Here is a 20,900-nt window from a genome sequence, read left to right on the forward strand (position 1 = left end):
CGGCGGTCGGGTGGCGGTGAGGGGGCGCCACCCGACCCGACCGGTCAGTCCTTCAGCTCCTGCTCGGCCTGCGCGATGGCGGCGAACTCCTCTTCCGGCGCAGCGGCCACCAGGTGGTGGCGGCTGTAGAACCAGAAGTAGGCCAGCGCCACCACGACGATGCCCGCGGTGATGCCGGCGGCCAGTTCGTCGACGAAGAACGTCGCCACGACCGCCGCCACCGCGAGCACCAGCGCCACGCCGGTGGTGACCACGCCGCCCGGCGTGCGGTAGGGCCGCGCCAAGCCGGGCTCGCGCACCCGCAGCACGATGTGCGACACCATCATCAGCACGTACGACAGCGCCGCGCCGAACACCGCGACGTTGATCAGCGTCGCGCCGCTCTTGAGGATCGCGGCGAGGACGAACCCGACGGTGCCCGGCACGATCAGCGCCAGGTACGGCGTCTTGCGCTTGCCGGTCTTCGACAGCCACCGCGGCAGGTAACCCGCGCGCGAGAGCGCGAACAGCTGCCGCGAGTACGCGAAGATGATCGAGAAGAACGACGCCACCAGCCCGGCCAGGCCCACGTAGTTCACGACCTGGGCCAGCGCGTTGTCGCCGCCGTAGGCCGCCCGCACCGCCTCGGGCAGCGGGTTGCCCGACGACATCAGCGCCGCCGAGCCCGCGCCGCCCGGCGCGAACACGAGGATCGCCGCCGCGAACACCAGCAGCACCAGCATCGCGCCGATGATCCCGCGCGGCATGTCCTTCTTCGGGTCGCGCGCCTCCTCGGCCGCCAGCGGCACGCCCTCGACCGCGAGGAAGAACCAGATCCCGTACACCAGCGCGCCCAGGGCCCCGGTCACGCCGAACGGCAGGAAGCTCCCGTCCCCGATGTCGAACAGCTTGTCGGCGTCGAACCGCCCGACCATCCCGACCACGAACGCGATCAGCGCGACCACCGCGACACCGGTGATCACGAACATCAGCCGCAGCGCCTCGCCGACGCCGTACAGGTGCACGCCGACGAAGATCGCGTAGCAGACCAGGTACACCGGCCACGAGCTGGTGAGCCCGAACAGCCCGAGCGCCTGCACGTAGTCGCCGATGAACACGACGATCGCGGCGGGTGCGATGGCGTACTCGACCAGGATCGCGACGCCGGTCGCGAACCCGCCCAGCGGTCCCAGCGCGCGGCGCGCGAAGCCGTACCCGGCGCCGGCGACGGGCAGCGCGGCGGCCAGCTCCGCCAAGCCGAACACCATGCACGTGTACATGGCGCCCATCAGGATCGTCGCGACCAGCAGACCGCCCCAACCTCCCTGGGCGAGGCCGAAGTTCCACCCGGCGAAGTCGCCGGAGATGACGTACGAGACCCCCAGCCCCGCCAACAGCACCCAGCCCGCGGCCCCCCGCTTGAGCTGCCGGTGCTCGAGGTAGTCGCTGCCCACCTTCTCGTACTCGACGTGTTTCGCCATCTGCGCTCCCTAATGGGTCAGACGCGCTCCTTTGCAGGGAGAGTGGCGTGCATCACCGGATCGTGTCAACAGCCACCCGTCCGAAGAATGGCCCGGATCGGGTGTGGCGGCGTTCACTCGAAGGTGTCAAGATGAGGCGTCCAATGGCTCGCTGACATACCTTTGGAGGTACTGCGGATGCTCGCCGTGGAGGAGTTGCGCGTGCTCGTGGACGCCGGGGAGGTCGACACGGTCCTGGTCGCCGTGGTCGACATGCAGGGCCGCCTCCAGGGCAAGCGCTGCGCCGCGCGCTACTTCGTGGACGAGGTGCTGGCGCACTCCGCCGAGGGCTGCAACTACCTGCTGGCCGTGGACGTGGAGATGAACACCGTGGGCGGCTACGCCATGTCGTCGTGGGACAGCGGCTACGGCGACTTCGTGATGAAGCCCGACCTGGCCACGCTGCGCCGCGTCCCGTGGCACGAGGGCACCGCGCTGGTCCTGTGCGACCTCGTCTGGGAGGACGGCTCACCGGTGGCGGCCTCGCCGCGGCAGATCCTCAAGCGCCAGCTCGACCGCCTCGCCGAACGGGGGCTGAGCGCGTTCGTCGGCACGGAGCTGGAGTTCATCGTCTTCGACAACACCTACGAGGACGCCTGGGACCGCGGCTACCGCGGCCTCACGCCGGCCAACCAGTACAACGTGGACTACTCGTTGCTCGGCACGGCGCGGATCGAGCCGCTGCTGCGCTCCATCCGCAACCACATGGCGGGCGCGGGCATGGTGGTCGAGTCGGCCAAGGGCGAGTGCAACCCCGGCCAGCACGAGATCGCGTTCCGCTACACCGAGGCACTGGCGACCTGCGACAACCACAGCATCTACAAGACCGGCGCGAAGGAGATCGCGGCCCAGCAGGGCAAGTCGATCACGTTCATGGCCAAGTACAACGAGCGCGAGGGCAGCTCCTGCCACATCCACCTCAGCCTGCGCGCGGCCGACGGCGAGCCGGTGTTCGCCGAGGGGCACGGCATGGCGAAGCTCATGGAGCACTTCATGGCCGGTCAGCTGGCCGCGCTGCGCGAGCTGACCTACTTCCTCGCCCCGAACATCAACTCCTACAAGCGGTTCGCCCAGGGCAGCTTCGCGCCGACCGCGGTCGCGTGGGGCAAGGACAACCGGACGTGCGCGCTGCGCGTGGTCGGGCACGGCCAGTCGCTGCGGTTCGAGAACCGGGTGCCCGGCGCGGACGTGAACCCGTACCTGGCCGTCGCCGCGCTGATCGCGGCCGGCCTGCACGGCGTGGAGAACGAGCTGCCGCTGGAGGAGGAGTTCGTCGGCAACGCCTACGCCTCCGACAAGCCGACCGTGCCCGCCACGCTGCGCGACGCCGCGTCGCTGCTGGCCCGAAGCGAGCTGGCGCGTGAGGCGTTCGGGCAGGACGTGGTCGAGCACTACCTCAACGCGGCCCGGGTGGAGCTGGCCGCGTTCGACTCGGCGGTGACGGACTGGGAGCGCATCCGTGGTTTCGAACGGCTCTAGGGCACGGCCGTTGATCGGCGTGAGCACGTACCTCGAACGCGCGAAGTTCGGCGTCTGGGACGTGGAAGCGGCGGTGCTGCACCGCGACTACCTCGACTCGGTGGTGCGCGCGGGCGGCAACCCCGTGCTGCTGCCGCCGGTCGGGGAGTGGGACGCCGACAGCGTCGCCTTCCTCGACGGCCTGGTGCTGGCGGGCGGCGCGGACGTCGACCCGGCGCTGTACGGGCGGCCGCGCGACCCGCGCACCGGCCCGGCGCGGCCCGAGCGCGACGCGGTCGAGCTGAGCCTGGCCCGCGCGGCGCTGAAGCTGGACCTGCCGCTGCTGGCGGTGTGCCGGGGGATGCAGGTGCTCAACGTGGCGCTGGGCGGCACGCTGGTCCAGCACGTGGACGGCCACAACCCGGCGCCGGGGGTGTTCCAGCACACCGGCATCGCGGTCGCACCCGGGTCCGCGCTGGCCGGCGTCGTCGGCCTCGCGACCACCGTGTTCTGCCACCACCACCAGGCGTTGGACGTGCTCGGCGACGGCCTGCGGGTCGTCGCGAGCGCGCCGGACGGCACCCCGGAGGCCGTGGAGCTGCCGGGCACGCGGTTCGTGCTCGGCGTGCAGTCGCACCCCGAGGCCGACACCGAGGACGACCGCCTGTTCGCCGCGCTCGTCGGTGCGAGCCGGGACCGGGCACCCCGCGACGGAGGAGCGAAGTGACCACGTTCGACGTCATCAACCCGGCCACCGAGGAGGTGGTCCGCTCGGTGCCCCTGGCGAGTCTGGAGGAGACCGACGCGGCGATCGCCCGTGCCTCGGCGGCGCTGCCCGCGTGGCGCGCGGTCGCGCCGGGTGACCGCGCCCGGCTGTTGCGGCGGTTCGCCGAGGCGGTCGACGGCGCGCTGGAGGAGCTGGCGGCGCTGGAGGTGCTCAACGCCGGGCACACCATCGGCAACGCGCGGTGGGAGGCCGGGAACGTCCGCGACGTGCTGCACTACTACTCGGCCGCGCCGGAACGGCTGTTCGGCAGGCAGATCCCCGTGCCGGGCGGGCTGGACGTGACGTTCCACGAGCCGGTGGGCGTGGTCGGCGTGATCGTGCCGTGGAACTTCCCGATGCCGATCGCCGCGTGGGGCTTCGCGCCCGCGTTGGCGGCGGGGAACGCGGTGGTGCTCAAGCCGGCCGAGCTGACCCCGTTGACCGCCCTGCGGCTGGCGGAGCTGGCCCTGGAGGCGGGGATCCCGCCGGACGTGTTCCAGGTGCTGCCGGGTGCCGGCCCGGTCGTGGGGCAGCGGTTCGTCACGCACCCCGACGTGCGCAAGGTCGTGTTCACCGGGTCCACCCGGGTCGGCAAGCAGGTCATGGCCGGCTGCGCCGAGCAGGTGAAACGGGTGACGCTGGAGCTGGGCGGCAAGTCGGCCAACATCGTGTTCGCCGACGCCGACCTGGAGCGCGCCGCGGCCACCGCGCCGTACGGGGTGTTCGACAACGCGGGCCAGGACTGCTGCGCGCGGTCCCGCATCCTGGTGCAGGCGTCGGTCTACGACCGGTTCATGGAGCTGCTGGAGCCCGCCGTGAAGGGCGTCGTGGTCGGCGAGCCCGGCGACGAGGCCACCGAGATGGGGCCGTTGATCTCGGCCGCGCACCGGGAGAAGGTCGCGTCCTACGTGCCGTCCGACGCGCCGGTGGCGTTCCGGGGCTCGGCACCCTCCGGCGCGGGGTTCTGGTTCCCGCCCACGGTCCTGGCTCCGGTCGCGCCCGGTGACCGCGCGGCCGTGGAGGAGATCTTCGGGCCGGTGGTGGCCGTGCTGCCGTTCGCCGACGAGGAGGACGCGGTGCGGTTGGCCAACGACAGCGCCTACGGCCTGTCCGGGTCGATCTGGACGCGGGACGTGGGGCGGGCGCTGCGCGTCTCGCGTGCCGTCGAGGCCGGCAACCTGTCGGTCAACTCGCACTCGTCGGTGCGGTACTGGACCCCGTTCGGCGGGTTCAAGCAGTCCGGGTTGGGACGGGAGCTGGGGCCCGACGCCCTCGACTCGTTCACCGAGACCAAGAACGTCTTCATCGCTCACTGATTGGGAGAGACATGGTTGTGCGACTTGAGGGCCGGGTTGCCGTGGTGACCGGCGGCGGCAGCGGCATCGGGCTGGCGTCGGTGCGGCGGCTCGCGTCCGAGGGGGCGAAGGTCGTCGTCGCCGACGTCGACGCGGAGTCCGGCAAGGCGGCGGCCGACGAGGTGGGCGGGCTGTTCGTGCAGGTCGACGTGACCGACGAGGAGCAGGTGTCGGCGCTCTTCCAGACCGCTGTGGACACTTACGGGTCGCTGGACATCGCCTTCAACAACGCGGGCATCTCGCCGCCGGACGACGACTCGATCCTCACCACCGGCATCGACGCGTGGGACCGGGTGCAGAAGGTCAACCTGACGTCGGTGTACCTGTGCTGCAAGCACGCGATCCCGCACATGCTGGAACGCGGCCGGGGTTCGGTGATCAACACGGCGTCGTTCGTGGCCACGATGGGTGCGGCGACGTCCCAGATCTCCTACACCGCGTCCAAGGGAGGCGTGCTGGCGATGAGCCGCGAGCTGGGCGTGCAGTTCGCCCGGCAGGGCGTCCGGGTGAACGCGTTGTCGCCCGGACCGGTGAACACGCCGTTGCTGCGGGAGTTGTTCGCGAAGGACCCGGAGCGGGCCGCGCGGCGGCTGGTGCACGTGCCGCTGGGCCGGTTCGCCGAGCCGGAGGAGATCGCGGCGGCGGTGGCGTTTCTGGCCAGCGACGACTCGTCGTTCATCACGGCGTCGAACTTCCTGGTGGACGGCGGTATCGCCGGTGCCTACGTGACACCGCTGTGATGCCGCTGGAGGACGCGTTGTTCCGCCCCGTGCGGGCGGGCAACGCGTTCGAGGAGACCGTGGAGCGGCTCATGCAGGCGATCCGGCTCGGCGTGGTCGGGCCGGGGGAGCGGTTGCCGGCGGAACGCGACCTGGCCACCCGGTTGGGTGTCAGTCGGGTGACGCTGCGTGAGGCGATCCGGTCGTTGCAGGACGCCGGGTACGTCGAGTCGCGGCGCGGCCGTTACGGCGGGACGTTCGTCAACTCGCCGCTGCCCGCGCCCGCCCCGGACCACCGGGTCGACCCCGGCGAGCTGGCCGACGCGCTGACGTTGCGCACGGCGGTGGAGACGGGTGCGGCGGAGTGCGCGGCGGGCCGCGCGCTGGGTCCGGTGGAGCGGCGCAACCTGCTGGCGCGGCTGGCCGAGTGCCGCGACGCGTCGGTCGACTCCTACCGGCGCAAGGACTCGCGGCTGCACCTGGCGATCGCCGAGGCGACCGGCTCGGCATCGCTCACCGCGGCCGTCGCCGACGCCCGGACCAGGGTCAACGCCCTGCTGGACCGGATACCGCTGCTGCCGCCCAACCTCGCGCACTCCAACGAGCAGCACGAGCTGATCGTGACGTACATCGTGGCGGGCGACCCGGAGGCCGCGCGGCGGGCGATGGCCGAGCACCTGGACGGCACGGCCCTGCTGCTGCGCGGCTTCCTGTCCTGACCTCAGCGCTCGAAGTCGCGTCCCGGCACGTGGTCCGGTCCGCGGTCGCCGCGTGGTCCGCGGTCGCCACGCTCGTCGAACCGCGAGTGACCGGGCCGGTCGGAGCCCACGCCGTAGCGGGGGTGGTGGTCGCGGTCGGCCACCGCCACGATCCCGCCGCCCAGGACGAGCCCGAGCAGGCCGACGGCGACGAGCTGGGTGGCCCGGTGCCTGACGAACCGGCCGACCCCTCCGGGCGGTGGCGGGTAGGAGCCGGGGTGCGCCGCGGCGGCCACCCGGTGGTCGATGGGCTGTCCAGGGGCGGGCTGCCCGGGCCCGGCGGCTGCGGCGGCGGGGTGCCCGGGTGTGGGGTGTCCGGCGGCTGCGGTCTGGTGGTCGGCGGGTTGTGCGGGCCCGGCGGTGGCGGCGGTCTGGTGGTCGGCCGGTGGGGTGGGGGTGCGGTCCGCCGTCGGGTCGGGGTTGGCGTGCGGCGGCTGGTTCGGGTCTGACATGGCGGACCTCCTGCTCTGCCGTGCTGGTCACCGCCATGGTGCTGGGTCGACCTGAGGGCAGGCTGACGATCGCCTGTCGGTCCGCTGTGAAACCGTCCCGTCAGCATGTGTTGACGCCCGCGCGGCCGTCAGCATATGTTGACGGCATGGCAGCGATCGCCGATCTCGACCCGGCCGCGCACGGTGCCGACCCGGACGCCGGCCTGCGTGCCGTGGCCCGCCTGCGCCGGCTGGTCGAACAACTGGAAGCCGAGCACGTCGCCGCCGCGCGCCGGGCCGGCTGGTCGTGGCGCGACATCGCCACCCGCCTGGGCGTCACCAAGCAGACCGTCCACCGCAAGTACGGCCGAGAGGACTGACCGGTGTTCCGAGGCGACCACCCCGACCTGAAACGCACCATCGGCCGCGCGCTCCACCTCGCCCGCACCCTGGGCCACCCGCGCACGGGCAGCGAACACGTCCTGGCCGCTCTCGCCGACCTCCGGCCGGCCTCCGGCGCGCTCCCCGACGTCATGGCCCGCCACGGCGCGACCGCCGCCGCGATCGGGGACGCCGCGTACCTCGCCGCACCCCTCGGCGCGGGCGGCGCGGCGGACCGGGGGCTGCTCGGGACGCTCGGCGTCGACCTGGACCGCCTGGTCGGGGAGGGCGGGGCGTTGGACCGGCCGGCGGGCCGGGAGCCGCTGATCCCGTTCGGAGCGGCGAAGGCGCGCCGGCGCTGCGCCCGCCTGTCCCCGCCGCTCGGCCTGGACGCGCAGGCGGCCTACTCGGCGTCGTTGCGCCTGGCCCTGGCCCGCCGCGAGCGCGAGCACCGCCCCGAGCACCTCGCGCTGGCCCTGACCGCGCTGGACCCCGGCGTCGCGTGGGTGCTCAAGACCGCGGGCGTGGACCGGGCGGCCCTGCTCGCCGACCTGGCGGCGACCTTCCCGCCGCCGCGCCGCAACCCGCTGCTCGTCGTCGAACGCCGGCTCGGCCACCGCGTCCGCCACCGCGGCCTCGTCCGCCGCTACCAGCGCACCACCGGACGGGCCGTGACCTCGGCCGACGCGCTGCCCGCCCTGATCCGGGGCGCCGCGGCTCACCCCAGCGGGTGATCCGCGGGGCACCGCAGCGGCCGAGCCGGTGCGCCGGAAAAGGACTCGGTGAGCACCGATAACATCTTCGGCACAAGACCCGACCCGACACCGAGGAGTCACCGTGTCCCAGCCACGTCCCGCAGCCGCTCTCGCCCCACCGCGCGTGGTGGTGACGGCGGGGACCACCGCGGGGACGGCGGTGCGTGAAGCGGGGCTGCCGGGCAAGGGCCCGGACGCCGTCGTGGTCGTGCGCGACCCCGAGGGCCACCTGCGCGACCTGTCGTGGACGCCGCGGGTCGACGTCGAGGTGGAGGCGGTCGCCGCCGACACCGAGGACGGCCGCAGCGTCATCCGGCACTCCGCCGCGCACGTGCTCGCGCAAGCCGTGCAGCAGCAGTTCCCCGAGGCCAAGCTGGGCATCGGCCCGCCGGTCAAGGACGGCTTCTACTACGACTTCCAGGTCGACAAGCCGTTCACGCTCGACGACCTCGCCGCGCTGGAGAAGCGCATGAAGGCGATCATCAAGGGCGCGCAGCGGTTCAACCGGCGCGTGGTCGAGTCGGTCGACGCGGCCAAGGTCGAGCTGGCCGCGGAGCCGTTCAAGCTCGAGCTGGTGGACATCAAGAGCGACGTCGACACCGCCGAGGTGATGGAGGTCGGCGGCGGCGAGCTGACGATCTACGACAACCTCGACCCGCGCTCCGGCGACCGCGTGTGGGGCGACCTGTGCCGCGGCCCGCACGTGCCGACGACCAAGCACATCCCGGCGTTCAAGCTGACCCGCGTGGCCGCCGCGTACTGGCGCGGCAACGAGAAGAACCCGCAGCTCCAGCGCATCTACGGCACGGCGTGGGAGTCGCAGGAGGCGCTGGACGCCTACCTGGAGCTGCTGGCCGAGGCCGAGCGCCGCGACCACCGCAAGCTCGGCGTCGAGCTGGACCTGTTCAGCTTCCCGGACGAGATCGGCTCCGGCCTGGCGGTGTTCCACCCCAAGGGCGGCATCATCCGCAAGGCCATGGAGGACTACTCGCGCGCCCGCCACACCGAGGAGGGCTACGAGTTCGTCTACTCGCCGCACATCACCAAGGGCAACCTGTTCGAGACGTCCGGTCACCTCGACTGGTACCGCGAGGGCATGTACCCGGCGATGCACCTCGACGCCGAGCTCAACGAGGACGGCACCGTCCGCAAGCCCGGCCAGGACTACTACCTCAAGCCGATGAACTGCCCGTTCCACGACCTGATCTTCAAGTCGCGCGGGCGGTCCTATCGCGAGCTGCCGCTGCGGATGTTCGAGTTCGGCGGTGTGTACCGGTACGAGAAGTCCGGCGTGGTGCACGGCCTGACCCGGGTGCGCGGCATGACGCAGGACGACGCGCACATCTTCTGCACGCCAGACCAGGTGCAGGACGAGCTGAAGTCGCTGCTGTCCTTCGTGCTCGGGCTGCTGCGCGACTACGGCCTCGACGACTTCTACCTGGAGCTGTCGACCCGCAACCCGGAGAAGTCCGTCGGTTCCGACGAGGTGTGGGAGAAGGCGACGGAGGCGCTGCGGGTCGCGGCCGAGGACTCGGGCCTGGAGCTGGTGCCCGACCCGGGCGGTGCGGCGTTCTACGGGCCGAAGATCTCGGTGCAGGCCAAGGACGCGCTGGGCCGCACCTGGCAGATGTCGACCATCCAGGTGGACTTCAACCTGCCGGAGCGGTTCGAGCTGGAGTACACCGGCCCGGACGGCAACCGGCAGCGCCCGGTCATGATCCACCGCGCGTTGTTCGGCTCGGTGGAGCGGTTCTTCGGCGTGCTGACCGAGCACTACGCGGGCGCGTTCCCGGCGTGGCTCGCGCCGGTGCAGGTGGTGGGCATCCCGATCGCCGACGAGCACGTCGACCACCTGCTCGCGGTGGCCCGGCAGCTCAAGGCCAAGGGCATCCGGGTCGAGGTGGACGCCTCCGACGACCGGATGCAGAAGAAGATCCGCAACCACACCACGCAGAAGGTGCCGTTCATGCTGCTGGCGGGGGCCAAGGACGTGGAGCAGGGCGCGGTGTCGTTCCGGTTCCGCGACGGCACCCAGGTCAACGGCGTGCCGGTCGAGCGTGCGGTCGAGACGGTCGTGGACTGGGTGGCCCGGCGCGAGAACGCCTCGCCCACGGCGGAACTCGTCCAGTGACGGGGCCGTACGAGGAGCAGGGCGGGCACGAGGAGCAGGACGGGGTCGGGGTCGACGACGCGTTGCAGCGCCTGTGGACCCCGCACCGCCTCTCGTACGTGCGCGGCGAGGGCAAGGCCGTCGGCGACGAGCCGGAGGGGTGCCCGTTCTGCCGGGTGATCGGGCTGGACGACGCCGAGGGGCTGATCCTGGCGCGGGGCGAGCTGGTGTTCGCGGTGCTGAACCTGTACCCGTACAACCCCGGTCACCTGATGGTGCTGCCGTACCGGCACGTGCCCGACTACACCGACCTGACGGCGGCCGAGACGGCGGAGTTCGCCGCGTTCACCCAGAAGGCGATGCGGGTGATCCGGTCCGCCTCCGGGCCGCACGGGTTCAACATCGGCATGAACCAGGGCGTGGTGGCGGGCGCGGGCATCGCGGCGCACCTGCACCAGCACGTGGTGCCGCGCTGGGGCGGCGACGCCAACTTCATGCCGGTGATCGGCCACACCAAGGTCCTGCCGCAACTGCTGGGCGAGACCAGGCAACTGCTCTCCGACGCCTGGTCCACCACCACCTGACCCGCGAGAGTCCTACCTTCACGCCGCGAGAGTCCTACGTTCGCGACCCCTGAGTTCAACGCTCGGACACCCGACGTCCGGGCCTGAGCGTTGAACTCGGGGGTCCTGAACGTAGGACTCTCGCGGTCTGAACGTAGGACTCTCGCGGTGGGGGAAAGTTCAACTTTTTTCGCGTCTCGTTGAACGGACGGTGGGGCTGTCTCGTTCAGACCGGGTGACCACGCCCGGCTGACGAGAGGTGCACACCCCGTGACGGCCATGACCGAGCCCTCCGCTGTGCAAGGACTGCCCCCGGACGACCGCCCGCTGTTCCGGCGATTCGGTCGCGGCCCGAGCGCGACCCCGCCGTTCCACCGGATCCACCACGCCTTCGAGGCCCACGCCGCACGGTCGCCGCACGCGCGGGCGGTCGAGCACGAGGGCGCCTGCCTGACCTACGGCCGGCTCGACCACCGCGCGAACGTCGTCGCCGCCGAGCTCCTCGCCGCGGGCGTCCGGCCCGGTGACCACGTGGGCGTCTTCTTAACGCGCTCGATCCACATGGTGGTCGGCATCCTGGCGGTGCTGAAGGTCGGTGCGGCGTACGTGCCGCAGGACGTCCGGATCACCCCGAAGGCCCACCTCGACCACGTGCTGCGCACCGCGGGCATCGACGTCGTGCTGACCACAAGCGAGCACGCGCCCGCGCTCACCGCGCCGAAAGTGCTCGCCCTCGACACCCTCCCCGACCGCCGCGTCGGCCCACCCGGCGTCGAGCCGGGCGACACCGCCGTCGTGATCTTCACCTCCGGCACGACCGGTGTGCCCAACGGCGTCCGCGTCACCCACGCCAACCTGTGCAACGTCCTGCTCACCGCACCCGGCGACCTCGGCATCCGGCCGGGCGACCGGGTGGCGCACCTGCTCAACATCGCGTTCGACATGGCGGTGTGGGAGCTCTTCGGCGCGCTGGCCCACGGCGCGACCTCCGTCCTGCGCGGTCGTGACATCGCGGCCGCGGCGAGCACCGCCACCGTCCTCATCGCCACCCCGGGCGTGCTGTCCACTCTGGACCCGGAGCGCTGCCCCGACGTCCGGGCGGTCGCGGTCGCCGGTGAGCGCTGCCCCAAGCCCCTGGCCGACGCCTGGTCCGCCCGCGCCGCGTTCCACAACGCCTGCGGCCCCACGGAGGTCACCATCGTCAACACCGTGCAGCGCTACGACCCCGAGGTGGGTCGGCTGACCATCGGCCGCCCGGTCCCGAACACCACGGTGTACGTGCTCGACGAGGACCTGCGGCCGTGCCGGATCGGCGAGGTCGGCGAGATGTGGGCGGGCGGCGCCTGCGTCACGGCGGGCTACCTCGGCAACGACGTGCTGACCGCCCAGCGCTACCGGCCCGACCCGTTCCTCGGTGGCGACCACCTGATGTTCCGCACCCGGGACCTCGGCCGCTGGACGTCGGACGGCGAGTTGGAGCACCACGGCCGCACCGACGACCAGGTGAAGGTACGCGGCTTCCGGGTCGAGCTGGACGCGGTCACCTCCGCCCTGGAGACGACCCCCGGCTGCGCCCGCGCCACGACCGTGCTGCACGAAGGCGCGCTCGTCGGTTTCGTCAGCCCCGCCACCGTCGACCCACGAGCGGCCGCGGAGGCCGTGTCACGCGCGCTGCCCTACTACTGCGTGCCGTCACGGGTCGTCGCCGTGGACGACCTGCCCCTGACCGAACGCGGCAAGGTGGACCGGGCCGCGCTGTCGTCGCTGGTGACGGTCGCATGACCACCACGCGCACCGACACGCCGCCGGCGTGGAGGCTGAGGCTGCGCAAGCGCCCGTTCACGCACCACAACCGGCTCGCCGCCGGGGTCGTCGCGGCCAACGCCGTCGCGGCGTTCGGCGTGGACGACGCGCAAGCGCTCGCGGACCTGGTCGTCGTGAACGTGGCGCTGGCCGTGCTGATCCGCCAGCAGCACGTGATCAACCTGTTGTTCCGGCTCGCCACCAGCGCGCCGACGACGTGGCCGCTGCGGGTGCGCTGGACGTTGGGCAAGGTCTACCACTTCGGCGGGCTGCACGTGGGCGCCGCCGTGTGCGCCACCGCCTGGTTCGCCGTGCTGGCCGTGGTCCGCGACGACCCGCTCACGTGGACGATCCTCGCCCTGATGACCGCGATGGTCGTGTTCGCCCTGCCGGGCCTGCGCGCCCGCCGGCACGACGTGTTCGAGCGCGTGCACCGCTTCGCGGGCTGGACCGTGCTCGCGCTGTTCGCCGCGGACGCGTCCCGGCAGCCCGGTTTCGTCGGCTCGGCCCAGTTCTGGTTGCTCCTGCTGGTGGTGGTGAGCGTGGTGCTGCCGTGGACGCGGCTGCGCCGGGTGCCGGTGCGCATCGCCCGCCCGTCGCGGCACGTCGCGCTGGTGTCGTTCGACCACGGCGTGACGCCGTTCGCCGGCTCCTCGACCGCCGTGAGCCGCAACCCGCTGCTGGAGTGGCACTCGTTCGCGAACGTGCCGACACCGGGCCGCACCGGCTTCCGGCTCACCATCTCCCGCGCGGGCGACTGGACCGGCTCGCTGATCGACGACCTGCCGACGCACCTGTGGGTCAAGGGCGTGCCCACCGCCGGGGTGGGCAACATCGACAAGCTGTTCACCAGGGTGGTGTGGGTGGCCACCGGCAGCGGCATCGGGCCGTGCCTGCCCCACCTGCTGTCGGGCGACACGCCGGCGCGGCTGGTGTGGTCCACCCGCACGCCGCGCGACACCTACGGCGACGAGCTGGTCGACGAGATCGAGGCCGTGCAGCCGGACGCCCTGGTCTGGGACACCGTCCGCGACGGCAAGCCCGACCTGGTCGAGCTGGCGCTGCGCGCGCACCGCGAGTTCGACGCCGAAGCCGTCATCTGCATCTCCAACAAGAAGACCACCTGGCACGTCGTGGAAGAGCTGGAAGCGCGGGGCGTGCCCGCGTTCGGCGCCATCTGGGACTCGTGAGGAGACTCGTGGACTACTCGACCTTGCTCATCGACGACCGGGACGGCGTCACGACGGTCACCGTGTCCCGCCCGGCGGCGCGCAACGCGCTCAACGCCCGCGTCCTCACCGAGCTCGCCCACTTCCTGTCCGGCTTGGTCGCCGGGCCGGCGCCGCGGGGCGTCATCCTCACCGGAGCGCCCGGTCCGGCGTTCGTCGCGGGCGCGGACATCCGCGAGATGGCCGTGATGACGCCGGAGGAGGGCGAGCGGTTCGGGATGCTCGGCCAGCGCGTCACCACCTTGTTGGAGGAGCTGCCGTGCCCGGTCGTCGCGTGCGTGGACGGCTACGCGCTCGGTGGTGGCTGCGAGGTGGTGCTGGCGTGCGACTTCGCTTACGCCACCGAACGCTCGGTGTTCGGCCAGCCGGAGGTCGTGCTCGGCCTGATCCCCGGCTTCGGCGGCTGCGTGCGGCTCCAACGCCTGGTCGGCCCCGCGGTGGCGCGGGAGCTGATCTACACCGGCAGGCACGTCGACGCGCCGGAGGCGTTGCGGCTGGGCCTGGTCACCGCCGTGTTCGCGGGCCGTGATGAGATGCTGGCCGCCGCACGCGGGGTGCTCGGTCGGATCGCGGACAACTCGGCCACGGCGGTGTCGCTGGCCAAGGCCGCGTTGAACGCCTCCCGCGGCACGACCGTCGCCGCCGGGCTGGCGTTCGAGCTCGACGCGTTCCGGGAGGCGTTCACCAGCGACGACATGCGCGAGGGCACGGCCGCGTTCCTCGCCAAGCGACCGCCCGCGTTCTCCCGCCCCACCGGGGAACCGCCGCACCGCGACTAGCCGAGGAGGTGCGCGATCAACGACAGTCACATCGCCCTGCTGCGCTCCCTCCACGACGAGCACGCGCCCGCCCTGTGGCGGTACGTGCGCCGGCTGACGGGGGACGACGAGCTGTCCCGCGACGTGGTGCAGGAAGCGCTGCTGCGGGCGTGGCGCAACCCGAAGGTGCTGGAGCAGGGCCCGACGGCGGCGCGCGCGTGGCTCTACACGGTGGCGCGCAACGTCGTGATCGACGAGCGCCGCAGCGCCCGGGCCCGCTGGGAGATCGGGTCGGAACGGCTGCCCGAGCGGGCCCGGTCCGACCACAGCGACTCGGCGCTGGACGCCTGGTTGGTGGCCGACGTGCTCACGCAGTTGACGCCGGAGCACCGCGCGGTGATCGTGCGTGCGTACTACATGGGGCAGTCGGTCGCCGAGCTGGCCGTCGCACTGGACCTGCCGGAGGGAACCGTGAAGTCCCGGCTGCACTACGGTCTGCGGGCGCTGCGGCTGGCGCTGGAGGAGAAAGGGGTCACCGGACGTTGAGCTCGCCAGTCGATCCGTACCGGGACTGGGGTGCCGCGTACGTCCTGGGTTCGCTGTCGCCCGGCGAACGGCGGGAGTTCGAGGGGCACCTGGCCGGGTGCCCGGAGTGCTCGGCTGACGTGGCGTCCTTCGCGGGCGTGCCGGGCATCCTCTCGGTGGTGCCCCGCGACCGGGCGCTCGACCTGCTGGAGCCCGAGCCGGACGCCGACGAGCCGCCGCCGCCGACGGTGCTCACCGGCCTGGTGGCGGCCGAGCGGTCGCGCCGGCGGCGTGCCCGGCTCCTGGTGGCCGCCGCGCTGGTCGTGGCGGCGTTCACGGGGGCGGCGGTCGCCCTGGCCGTGCGGCCGGCCGCCCCCGACGTCACGGCCGGCGCGCCGCCGCCCGTGCCGGACGTGGCGATGCACCAGACCATGCCCAGCCCGGTGACGGCGAGCGTGCACCTGGTGGACGAGCCGTGGGGCACCCGGATCGAGGTGCTGTGCTCCTACGCCGTGCCGGACGGGCCACCGCCGCCCGTGTTCGCCTACTCCCTGCACGTGGTCGCGGCCGACGGCACCGCGACGCGGGTCGCGACCTGGACCGCCGGTCCCGGCTCCACCACCCGTCCGGTGGCCACGACGGAGCTGAACCGATCGGACATCACCGGCATCGAGATCAGATTGGTGCAAAAGGACCTCGTCCTGCTCCGGGTCGCGTTCTGACCGCGCGCCGGCCGCCGCCGCGCCCGCCGTGACCGCGCCACCGCAGGCCACGGACCTGGTGCAAGCGCACCTGCACGCCCTGGTGCACGTGCGGCCGTCGCGACGTGTTCCAGATCACCCGCGTGGGCCGTCGGCGCGGCCTCAGACACCTTTGTGGCCGATCGTCAAGAGGGGTGAGCGTCGATACGGTGCGTTGCATGACCGCACCTGAGCGTTCGCGGCTGGCCCGAGAACGGCTCTCGCGCGAGTTACGAAGGCTGCGCACCGAGGCCAAGATGACCGGCACGGCCACGGCGCGCGCTACCGGGATGAGCCAGTCCAAGCTGTCGAAGATCGAGAACGGCATGCTCCTCCCGTCCGTGACCGACGTGGAGCGCCTGGTCGCCGAGCTGTCCGCGACCAGGGAGACCAGGGTCGAGCTGGTGGAGTTGGCCCGTCAGTTGCACGCCGAGGCGGAGACCCGCCGCGTGGTGCTGCACCGGGGGGCGCATCGGCACCAGCAGACCGTGGCCCGCATCGAGGCCCGCGCCACCACCAGCCGCTTCTTCCAGAACGCGGGCGTGCCCGCGCTGTTGCAGAGCGAGAACTACCTGCGGGTGGTGCTGAACACGACGCCGCCTCACGAGCAGGACACCGCGATCGCCACCCTGCGCGCGCGCCGGGCGCGCATGGACGACCTGGGCAAGCGGTTCGTGTTCCTCCTGGCCGAGAGCGCGCTGCGCTGGCGGATGGGCTCCGCGGACCTGATGTGCGAGCAGATCGACCACCTCGTGCAGATCATGCGCAGGCCGAACGTGCAGCTCGGCGTGGTCCCGTGGACCGCGGACGCCAACCTGGTCGCCCTGCACGGGTTCCAGGTCTACGACGAACGGGTGGTGACGTTGAGCGTGCTGACCGGCAACGCGACCATCACCGACCCGCACGACGTGCGCGAGTACCTGGCCCTGTTCGGCAGGCTCGAACGGCTGGCGGTGCGCGGCGACGCGCTGGAGGACCTGCTGGACAACATCTCCAGGGACCACCGCAAGCTCGGCTGAGCTGGGCGGTTAGGCTGCCGGTGACCACGTCGTCGGAGTCGGTAGGTGCCCCGCCACCCCATGCTGAACATCTTCGCCCGCGCGTCGGTTTCGCGCGTCACCGATCCGATCGGGGCGTGGCTGCTGCGCCGCGGCCTCACCCCCAACGCCGTCACCGTGCTCGGCACCGTCGGCTCCGTCGCCGCCTCGCTGTGGTTCATCCCGCGAGGGCAGCTGTTCACCGGCGCGGCGCTGGTCACCGCGTTCGTGCTGTTCGACCTCATCGACGGCGCGATGGCCCGCGCGCAGGGCGGCGGCACGAAGTTCGGCGCCGTGCTGGACGCGAGCTGCGACCGGATCGCCGACGGCGCGCTGTTCGCCGCCATCGCCTGGTGGGCGTTCGGAGCGGACGAGCGAGGGCTGGCCGCGGCGACCCTGGTGTCGCTGGTCGGCGCGCAGGTCACCTCGTACGTGAAGGCGCGCGCCGAGGCGTCCGGCCTGTCCGCCGACGGCGGTGTCGCCGAACGCGCCGAGCGGTTCATCGTGGCGCTGGTCGGCGTGGGCCTGCACGGGCTGGGCGTGCCCTACATCCTGCCGGTGGCGCTGTACCTGCTGGCCGCGCTGGTGACGATCACGGTCGTGCAGCGCATCCTGGCCGTGAGCCGCGCCGCGAAGGAGCTCGGGAAGTGAAGGGTCGGGACCTGAAGGGCGGCCTGGCCGACCTCGGCTACGCGGCCGGGTGGCGCCTGGTGCGGCTGCTGCCGGAGAAGGTGGCGCGGGCGCTGTTCGACGCGGCCGCCGACCGGGCGGCCAAGCGCGGCGGCGGTGGCGTGCGGCAACTGCGGGCCAACCTGCGGCGGGTCGTGCCGCAGGCGGGCGAGGCCGAGCTGGACGAGCTGGTGCGGCTGGCCGTGCGCTCGTACGCCCGGTACTGGCGCGAGGCGTTCCGGATGCCGTCGCTGGACCAGGGGCAGCTCTACGCCGAGCTGGACCGCACGATGACCGGCGTCGAGAACCTGGACGCGGCGCTGGCCGAGGGCCGGGGCGCGGTCATCGCGCTGCCGCACTGCGGCAACTGGGACATGGCGGGCGTCTGGCTGGTCGGCCACTGCGGCACGTTCACCACCGTCGCCGAACGGCTCAAGCCCGAGTCGCTGTACCGGCGGTTCATCGCGTTCCGGGAGAGCCTGGGCTTCGAGGTGGTGCCGCTGACCGGCGGCGACCGCAACCCGGCGCTGGTGCTCGCCGAGCGGCTGCGCGCCAACCAGGTCGTCTGCCTGCTCGCCGACCGCGACCTGACCGCGGGCGGCGTGCCCGTGACGTTCTTCGGCGAGCGCACCCTGATGCCCGCCGGTCCGGCGCACCTGGCCGCGACCACCGGCGCGGCGCTGATCCCGGCCGGCCTGTGGTTCACCGAGGACGGCTGGGTCATCCGCCTGCACCCGCCGATCCGCGTGTCCGGCACGGCGGGCGTGCCCGCGGCCACCCAGCAGATCGCCGACGTGTTCGCCGCCGACATCGCCGCGCACCCCACCGACTGGCACATGATGCAGCAGCTGTGGCTGGCCGACCTGCCGGAGAGCAGGCAGAAGGCGCTGCGCCGGGTGCTGGCCCGCCGGGGGGAACCCGCGTGAAGGTCGGCATCGTCTGCCCGTACTCCTTCGAGGTGCCCGGAGGGGTGCAGGCGCACGTGGTCGACCTGGCCCGGGCCCTGCGCGGCCTCGGGCACGAGGTGGACGTGCTCGCGCCCGCCGACGAGGACACGCCGGTGCCGGAGTTCGTCACCGCCGCGGGCCGCGCGGTCGGCATCCCGTACAACGGCTCGGTGGCCAGGTTGTCGTTCGGCCCGGTGTCGTTCGCCCGGGTCCGGCGGTGGATCGCCGAGCACGACTTCGACGTGCTGCACCTGCACGAGCCGACCGCGCCGTCGCTGTCGATGCTGGCGCTGATGGTGGCCGACGGCCCGATCGTGGCGACCTTCCACACCTCCACGCCGCGCTCGAAGATGCTGTCGGCGTTCCAGGTGGTGCTCCAGCCGTTCCTGGAGAAGGTCACCGCCCGCATCGCGGTGTCCGCGCTGGCCCGCCGCGTGCAGGTGGAGCACCTCGGCGGTGACGCGGTCGAGATCCCCAACGGCGTGGACGTCGGGTTCTTCGCCGACGCGGCACCGCTGGACGGCTACCCGCGCCCCGGCGGCACGGTGGGGTTCGTCGGCCGGTTCACCGAGCCGCGCAAGGGCATGCCGGTGCTGCTCGACGCGTTGCGCGAGCTGGACCTGCCCGACGTGCGGCTGCTCGTGGTCGGGCGCGGTGACGCCGACGAGCTGCGCAAGCAGGCGGGACCGGAGCTGGCGTCGCGGATGGTGTTCCTCGGCATGGTGGACGACGAGACGAAAGCACGCGCGCTGCGCAGCGTGGACGTCTACTGCGCGCCCAACACCGGTGGGGAGAGCTTCGGGATCATCCTGACCGAGGCGATGTCGGCGGGCGCGGCGGTGCTCGCCAGCGACCTCGACGCGTTCCGACGGGTGCTCGACGACGGCAAGGCGGGCGTGCTGACCCCGGTCGGGGACCCCTCCGCGCTGGCCGACGCGTTGCGCGACCTGCTGACCGACCCCGCGCGGCGGGCGGAGTACGTGGACGCGGCCCGGCAGCGGGTGATGATGTTCGACTGGTCGGTGGTGGCCAACCAGGTGCTGCGGGTGTACGAGAGCGCCATGGCGGCGGACCCCCGTCGGGTGGGTGAGGCGTGACCAGTTCCGGTGTCGCGACGACGTTCCTGGTCCTGTTGGCGTTGGCCGTGCTCATCGGGCCGTGGACGCTGGGCACGGCCAACCGGCTGGACCGGCTGCACGTGCGCACGGACGCCGCCTGGGCGGCGCTGGACGCGGCCCTGGCCCGGCGGGCGGTGGTGACGCGGGCGGTGGCGGCGGTGTGCGGCAGGCCCGAGCTGCGCGCGGCGGCGGACCGGGCCGAGCGATCGGCGCGCGCGGACCGCGAAGCGGCGGAGAACCGGCTGTCGGCGTTGCTGGACGGGCTGGACCGGTCGGTGCTGGAGCCGGAACTCGCGGCCGAGCTGTCCGACGCCGAGCAGCGGGTCGTGCTGGCCCGGCGGGTGCACAACGACGCCGTGCGCGACACGTTGGCGTTGCGCAGGCGGCGGTCCGTGCGGTGGCTGCGGCTCGCCGGCACCGCGCCCACGCCGTCGTACTTCGAGATCGCCGAACCCGGCGGTGACGTCGAGGCGTCCGCGTTGACCCAGCGCGTGTCGGCGCGGGTCGTGCTGCTGGACGCCGAGGACCGGGTGCTGTTGTTCGAGGGCTTCGACCCGACCCGACCGGACGAGCTGTTCTGGTTCACCGTGGGCGGCGGGGTCGAGCCGGGTGAGGACGTCCGGACCGCGGCGGTGCGGGAGCTGTTCGAGGAGACCGGCGTGGAGGTCTCCGGTGACGAGCTGGTCGGTCCGGTGTGGAAGCGGCACGCCGTGTTCGCCTTCGACGGCTTGAACTACGCGGCGGTCGAGTGGTTCTTCATCGGGAGGGTGGAGGCGGTCGACGTGGACACCTCGAGGTTCAACGAGATCGAGCAGCGGACCATCCGCCGGCACAAGTGGTGGTCGGCGCCGGAACTGGCGTCGTCCGACGCGACCGTGTACCCCGTGCAACTGGCCGAACTGCTGCCCGGCGCCCTGGCGGGGTGGGACGGCACGACCCGTTCGGTCCGATGATCGGCATCTCGAGCCGGGTGGACGAGGGCGCGCGTGCGCTCTACGAGACCGTCGAGCACGAGGGCGAGCTGATCGCGATCCGGCAGGTCGGGCTGGCCTCGACCGGCGGCGTGCACCGCTCCCGTGGCGGCGGTTGGAGGACGTGTACGGCGGCCCCACCGACGAGCCGATCGACCCGAACGAGGCCCGTCAAGCCGATCACCCGTGAGGCGTTCACCGAGGTGTGGAACTCCGCTCCGCACGACGTGTGACGGGCCGGTCACGGGATCGGTAGAGGTATCGCTTCCGGGGTTCCGCGATCTATGGTCATCCGGATCAACGGGAAC

The 20,900-nt window shown here is 72.6% G+C and carries 22 protein-coding genes; 20 read left to right on the forward strand and 2 right to left on the reverse strand.

Annotated elements, in window-relative coordinates; translation table 11 throughout:
- Positions 1–44: 44 nt before the first annotated feature.
- Positions 45–1,460 (reverse strand): ethanolamine permease, encoded by a 1,416-nt coding sequence (eat, locus tag LZG04_RS28865; RefSeq protein ID WP_233822693.1) that lies wholly within the window; start codon positions 1,458–1,460, stop codon positions 45–47.
- Positions 1,461–1,637: 177 nt separating this feature from the next.
- On the opposite strand from eat, the gene LZG04_RS28870 reads away from it, so the two are divergent.
- Genes LZG04_RS28870 through LZG04_RS28890 form a run of 5 tightly spaced genes read left to right on the forward strand, consistent with a single transcriptional unit; the run spans position 1,638 to position 6,516 of the window.
- Positions 1,638–2,978: a glutamine synthetase family protein gene (locus LZG04_RS28870; protein ID WP_233822695.1), complete on the forward strand. Its 1,341-nt coding sequence runs from the start codon at positions 1,638–1,640 to the stop codon at positions 2,976–2,978.
- Positions 2,959–3,684 (forward strand): gamma-glutamyl-gamma-aminobutyrate hydrolase family protein, encoded by a 726-nt coding sequence (locus tag LZG04_RS28875; protein WP_233822697.1) that lies wholly within the window; start codon positions 2,959–2,961, stop codon positions 3,682–3,684. Before LZG04_RS28870 ends, LZG04_RS28875 begins: the two co-directional genes overlap by 20 nt.
- Complete coding sequence (locus LZG04_RS28880) at positions 3,681–5,039, forward strand: aldehyde dehydrogenase (protein WP_233822699.1); 1,359 nt, start codon at positions 3,681–3,683, stop codon at positions 5,037–5,039. Before LZG04_RS28875 ends, LZG04_RS28880 begins: the two co-directional genes overlap by 4 nt.
- Before the next feature lie 11 nt (positions 5,040–5,050).
- Positions 5,051–5,818 carry a 3-oxoacyl-ACP reductase gene (locus LZG04_RS28885; protein WP_233822701.1) on the forward strand — a complete coding sequence of 256 codons (768 nt, stop codon included), beginning with the start codon at positions 5,051–5,053 and terminating at the stop codon, positions 5,816–5,818.
- Positions 5,818–6,516 (forward strand): FadR/GntR family transcriptional regulator, encoded by a 699-nt coding sequence (locus LZG04_RS28890; protein WP_233822704.1) that lies wholly within the window; start codon positions 5,818–5,820, stop codon positions 6,514–6,516. Before LZG04_RS28885 ends, LZG04_RS28890 begins: the two co-directional genes overlap by 1 nt.
- A 2-nt stretch (positions 6,517–6,518) precedes the next feature.
- Here LZG04_RS28890 and LZG04_RS28895 read toward each other — a convergent pair whose 3' ends face one another.
- On the reverse strand, positions 6,519–7,007 hold the full coding sequence (locus tag LZG04_RS28895; RefSeq protein ID WP_233822706.1) for a hypothetical protein: 489 nt from the start codon (positions 7,005–7,007) through the stop codon (positions 6,519–6,521).
- 146 nt (positions 7,008–7,153) lie between these two features.
- Here LZG04_RS28895 and LZG04_RS28900 point away from each other — a divergent pair, with 146 nt between their 5' ends.
- The 15 genes from LZG04_RS28900 to LZG04_RS28970 all read left to right on the forward strand — a co-directional run bounded on the left by LZG04_RS28900 (position 7,154) and on the right by LZG04_RS28970 (position 20,825).
- Positions 7,154–7,366: a helix-turn-helix domain-containing protein gene (locus LZG04_RS28900; RefSeq protein ID WP_233822708.1), complete on the forward strand. Its 213-nt coding sequence runs from the start codon at positions 7,154–7,156 to the stop codon at positions 7,364–7,366.
- A gap of 3 nt (positions 7,367–7,369) precedes the next feature.
- On the forward strand, positions 7,370–8,101 hold the full coding sequence (locus LZG04_RS28905; protein WP_233822710.1) for a Clp protease N-terminal domain-containing protein: 732 nt from the start codon (positions 7,370–7,372) through the stop codon (positions 8,099–8,101).
- 103 nt (positions 8,102–8,204) lie between these two features.
- Positions 8,205–10,253: a threonine--tRNA ligase gene (thrS, locus tag LZG04_RS28910; protein ID WP_233822712.1), complete on the forward strand. Its 2,049-nt coding sequence runs from the start codon at positions 8,205–8,207 to the stop codon at positions 10,251–10,253.
- Entirely contained in the window at positions 10,250–10,816 is a 567-nt protein-coding gene (locus tag LZG04_RS28915; protein ID WP_233822714.1) for an HIT domain-containing protein, read from the forward strand. Before thrS ends, LZG04_RS28915 begins: the two co-directional genes overlap by 4 nt.
- Before the next feature lie 258 nt (positions 10,817–11,074).
- Positions 11,075–12,577 carry an amino acid adenylation domain-containing protein gene (locus LZG04_RS28920; protein ID WP_233823011.1) on the forward strand — a complete coding sequence of 501 codons (1,503 nt, stop codon included), beginning with the start codon at positions 11,075–11,077 and terminating at the stop codon, positions 12,575–12,577.
- Positions 12,574–13,788, forward strand: a complete 1,215-nt coding sequence (locus LZG04_RS28925; protein ID WP_233822716.1) for a hypothetical protein — start codon at positions 12,574–12,576, stop codon at positions 13,786–13,788. The genes LZG04_RS28920 and LZG04_RS28925 overlap by 4 nt, the downstream gene beginning before the upstream one ends.
- An 8-nt stretch (positions 13,789–13,796) precedes the next feature.
- Entirely contained in the window at positions 13,797–14,606 is an 810-nt protein-coding gene (locus tag LZG04_RS28930; RefSeq protein ID WP_233822719.1) for an enoyl-CoA hydratase/isomerase family protein, read from the forward strand.
- A 15-nt stretch (positions 14,607–14,621) separates the two neighbouring features.
- Positions 14,622–15,131, forward strand: coding sequence for a sigma-70 family RNA polymerase sigma factor (locus LZG04_RS28935; protein WP_233823013.1), 510 nt, complete (start codon positions 14,622–14,624; stop codon positions 15,129–15,131).
- Positions 15,128–15,832, forward strand: coding sequence for a zf-HC2 domain-containing protein (locus LZG04_RS28940; protein ID WP_233822721.1), 705 nt, complete (start codon positions 15,128–15,130; stop codon positions 15,830–15,832). Before LZG04_RS28935 ends, LZG04_RS28940 begins: the two co-directional genes overlap by 4 nt.
- A gap of 197 nt (positions 15,833–16,029) precedes the next feature.
- Entirely contained in the window at positions 16,030–16,869 is an 840-nt protein-coding gene (locus LZG04_RS28945) for a helix-turn-helix transcriptional regulator (protein WP_233822723.1), read from the forward strand.
- Between the two features lie 60 nt (positions 16,870–16,929).
- The gene (gene pgsA, locus LZG04_RS28950) at positions 16,930–17,538 is read left to right on the forward strand and encodes a phosphatidylinositol phosphate synthase (protein WP_233822725.1); all 609 of its coding nucleotides are present in this window, start codon (positions 16,930–16,932) and stop codon (positions 17,536–17,538) included.
- Positions 17,539–17,549: 11 nt separating this feature from the next.
- Positions 17,550–18,482, forward strand: a complete 933-nt coding sequence (locus tag LZG04_RS28955) for a phosphatidylinositol mannoside acyltransferase (RefSeq protein WP_233823015.1) — start codon at positions 17,550–17,552, stop codon at positions 18,480–18,482.
- On the forward strand, positions 18,479–19,600 hold the full coding sequence (locus tag LZG04_RS28960) for a glycosyltransferase family 4 protein (protein WP_233822727.1): 1,122 nt from the start codon (positions 18,479–18,481) through the stop codon (positions 19,598–19,600). The genes LZG04_RS28955 and LZG04_RS28960 overlap by 4 nt, the downstream gene beginning before the upstream one ends.
- Positions 19,597–20,574 carry an NUDIX domain-containing protein gene (locus tag LZG04_RS28965; RefSeq protein ID WP_233822729.1) on the forward strand — a complete coding sequence of 326 codons (978 nt, stop codon included), beginning with the start codon at positions 19,597–19,599 and terminating at the stop codon, positions 20,572–20,574. The genes LZG04_RS28960 and LZG04_RS28965 overlap by 4 nt, the downstream gene beginning before the upstream one ends.
- Positions 20,571–20,825, forward strand: coding sequence for a hypothetical protein (locus LZG04_RS28970; RefSeq protein ID WP_233822731.1), 255 nt, complete (start codon positions 20,571–20,573; stop codon positions 20,823–20,825). The genes LZG04_RS28965 and LZG04_RS28970 overlap by 4 nt, the downstream gene beginning before the upstream one ends.
- Positions 20,826–20,900 lie beyond the last annotated feature (75 nt).

The organism is Saccharothrix sp. S26, assembly GCF_021390395.1.
GTDB lineage: Bacteria > Actinomycetota > Actinomycetes > Mycobacteriales > Pseudonocardiaceae > Actinosynnema.

Excerpts from the sequence above, each read along its gene's own strand:
- eat (WP_233822693.1), bottom strand. The coding sequence starts at position 1,460 with ATGGCGAAACACGTCGAGTACGAGAAGGTGGGCAGCGACTACCTCGAG.
- LZG04_RS28870 (WP_233822695.1), top strand. The coding sequence starts at position 1,638 with ATGCTCGCCGTGGAGGAGTTGCGCGTGCTCGTGGACGCCGGGGAGGTC.
- LZG04_RS28885 (WP_233822701.1), top strand. The coding sequence starts at position 5,051 with ATGGTTGTGCGACTTGAGGGCCGGGTTGCCGTGGTGACCGGCGGCGGC.
- LZG04_RS28890 (WP_233822704.1), top strand. The coding sequence starts at position 5,818 with ATGCCGCTGGAGGACGCGTTGTTCCGCCCCGTGCGGGCGGGCAACGCG.
- LZG04_RS28895 (WP_233822706.1), bottom strand. The coding sequence starts at position 7,007 with ATGTCAGACCCGAACCAGCCGCCGCACGCCAACCCCGACCCGACGGCG.
- LZG04_RS28900 (WP_233822708.1), top strand. The coding sequence starts at position 7,154 with ATGGCAGCGATCGCCGATCTCGACCCGGCCGCGCACGGTGCCGACCCG.
- LZG04_RS28920 (WP_233823011.1), top strand. The coding sequence starts at position 11,075 with ATGACCGAGCCCTCCGCTGTGCAAGGACTGCCCCCGGACGACCGCCCG.
- LZG04_RS28925 (WP_233822716.1), top strand. The coding sequence starts at position 12,574 with ATGACCACCACGCGCACCGACACGCCGCCGGCGTGGAGGCTGAGGCTG.
- LZG04_RS28945 (WP_233822723.1), top strand. The coding sequence starts at position 16,030 with ATGACCGCACCTGAGCGTTCGCGGCTGGCCCGAGAACGGCTCTCGCGC.
- pgsA (WP_233822725.1), top strand. The coding sequence starts at position 16,930 with ATGCTGAACATCTTCGCCCGCGCGTCGGTTTCGCGCGTCACCGATCCG.
- LZG04_RS28970 (WP_233822731.1), top strand. The coding sequence starts at position 20,571 with ATGATCGGCATCTCGAGCCGGGTGGACGAGGGCGCGCGTGCGCTCTAC.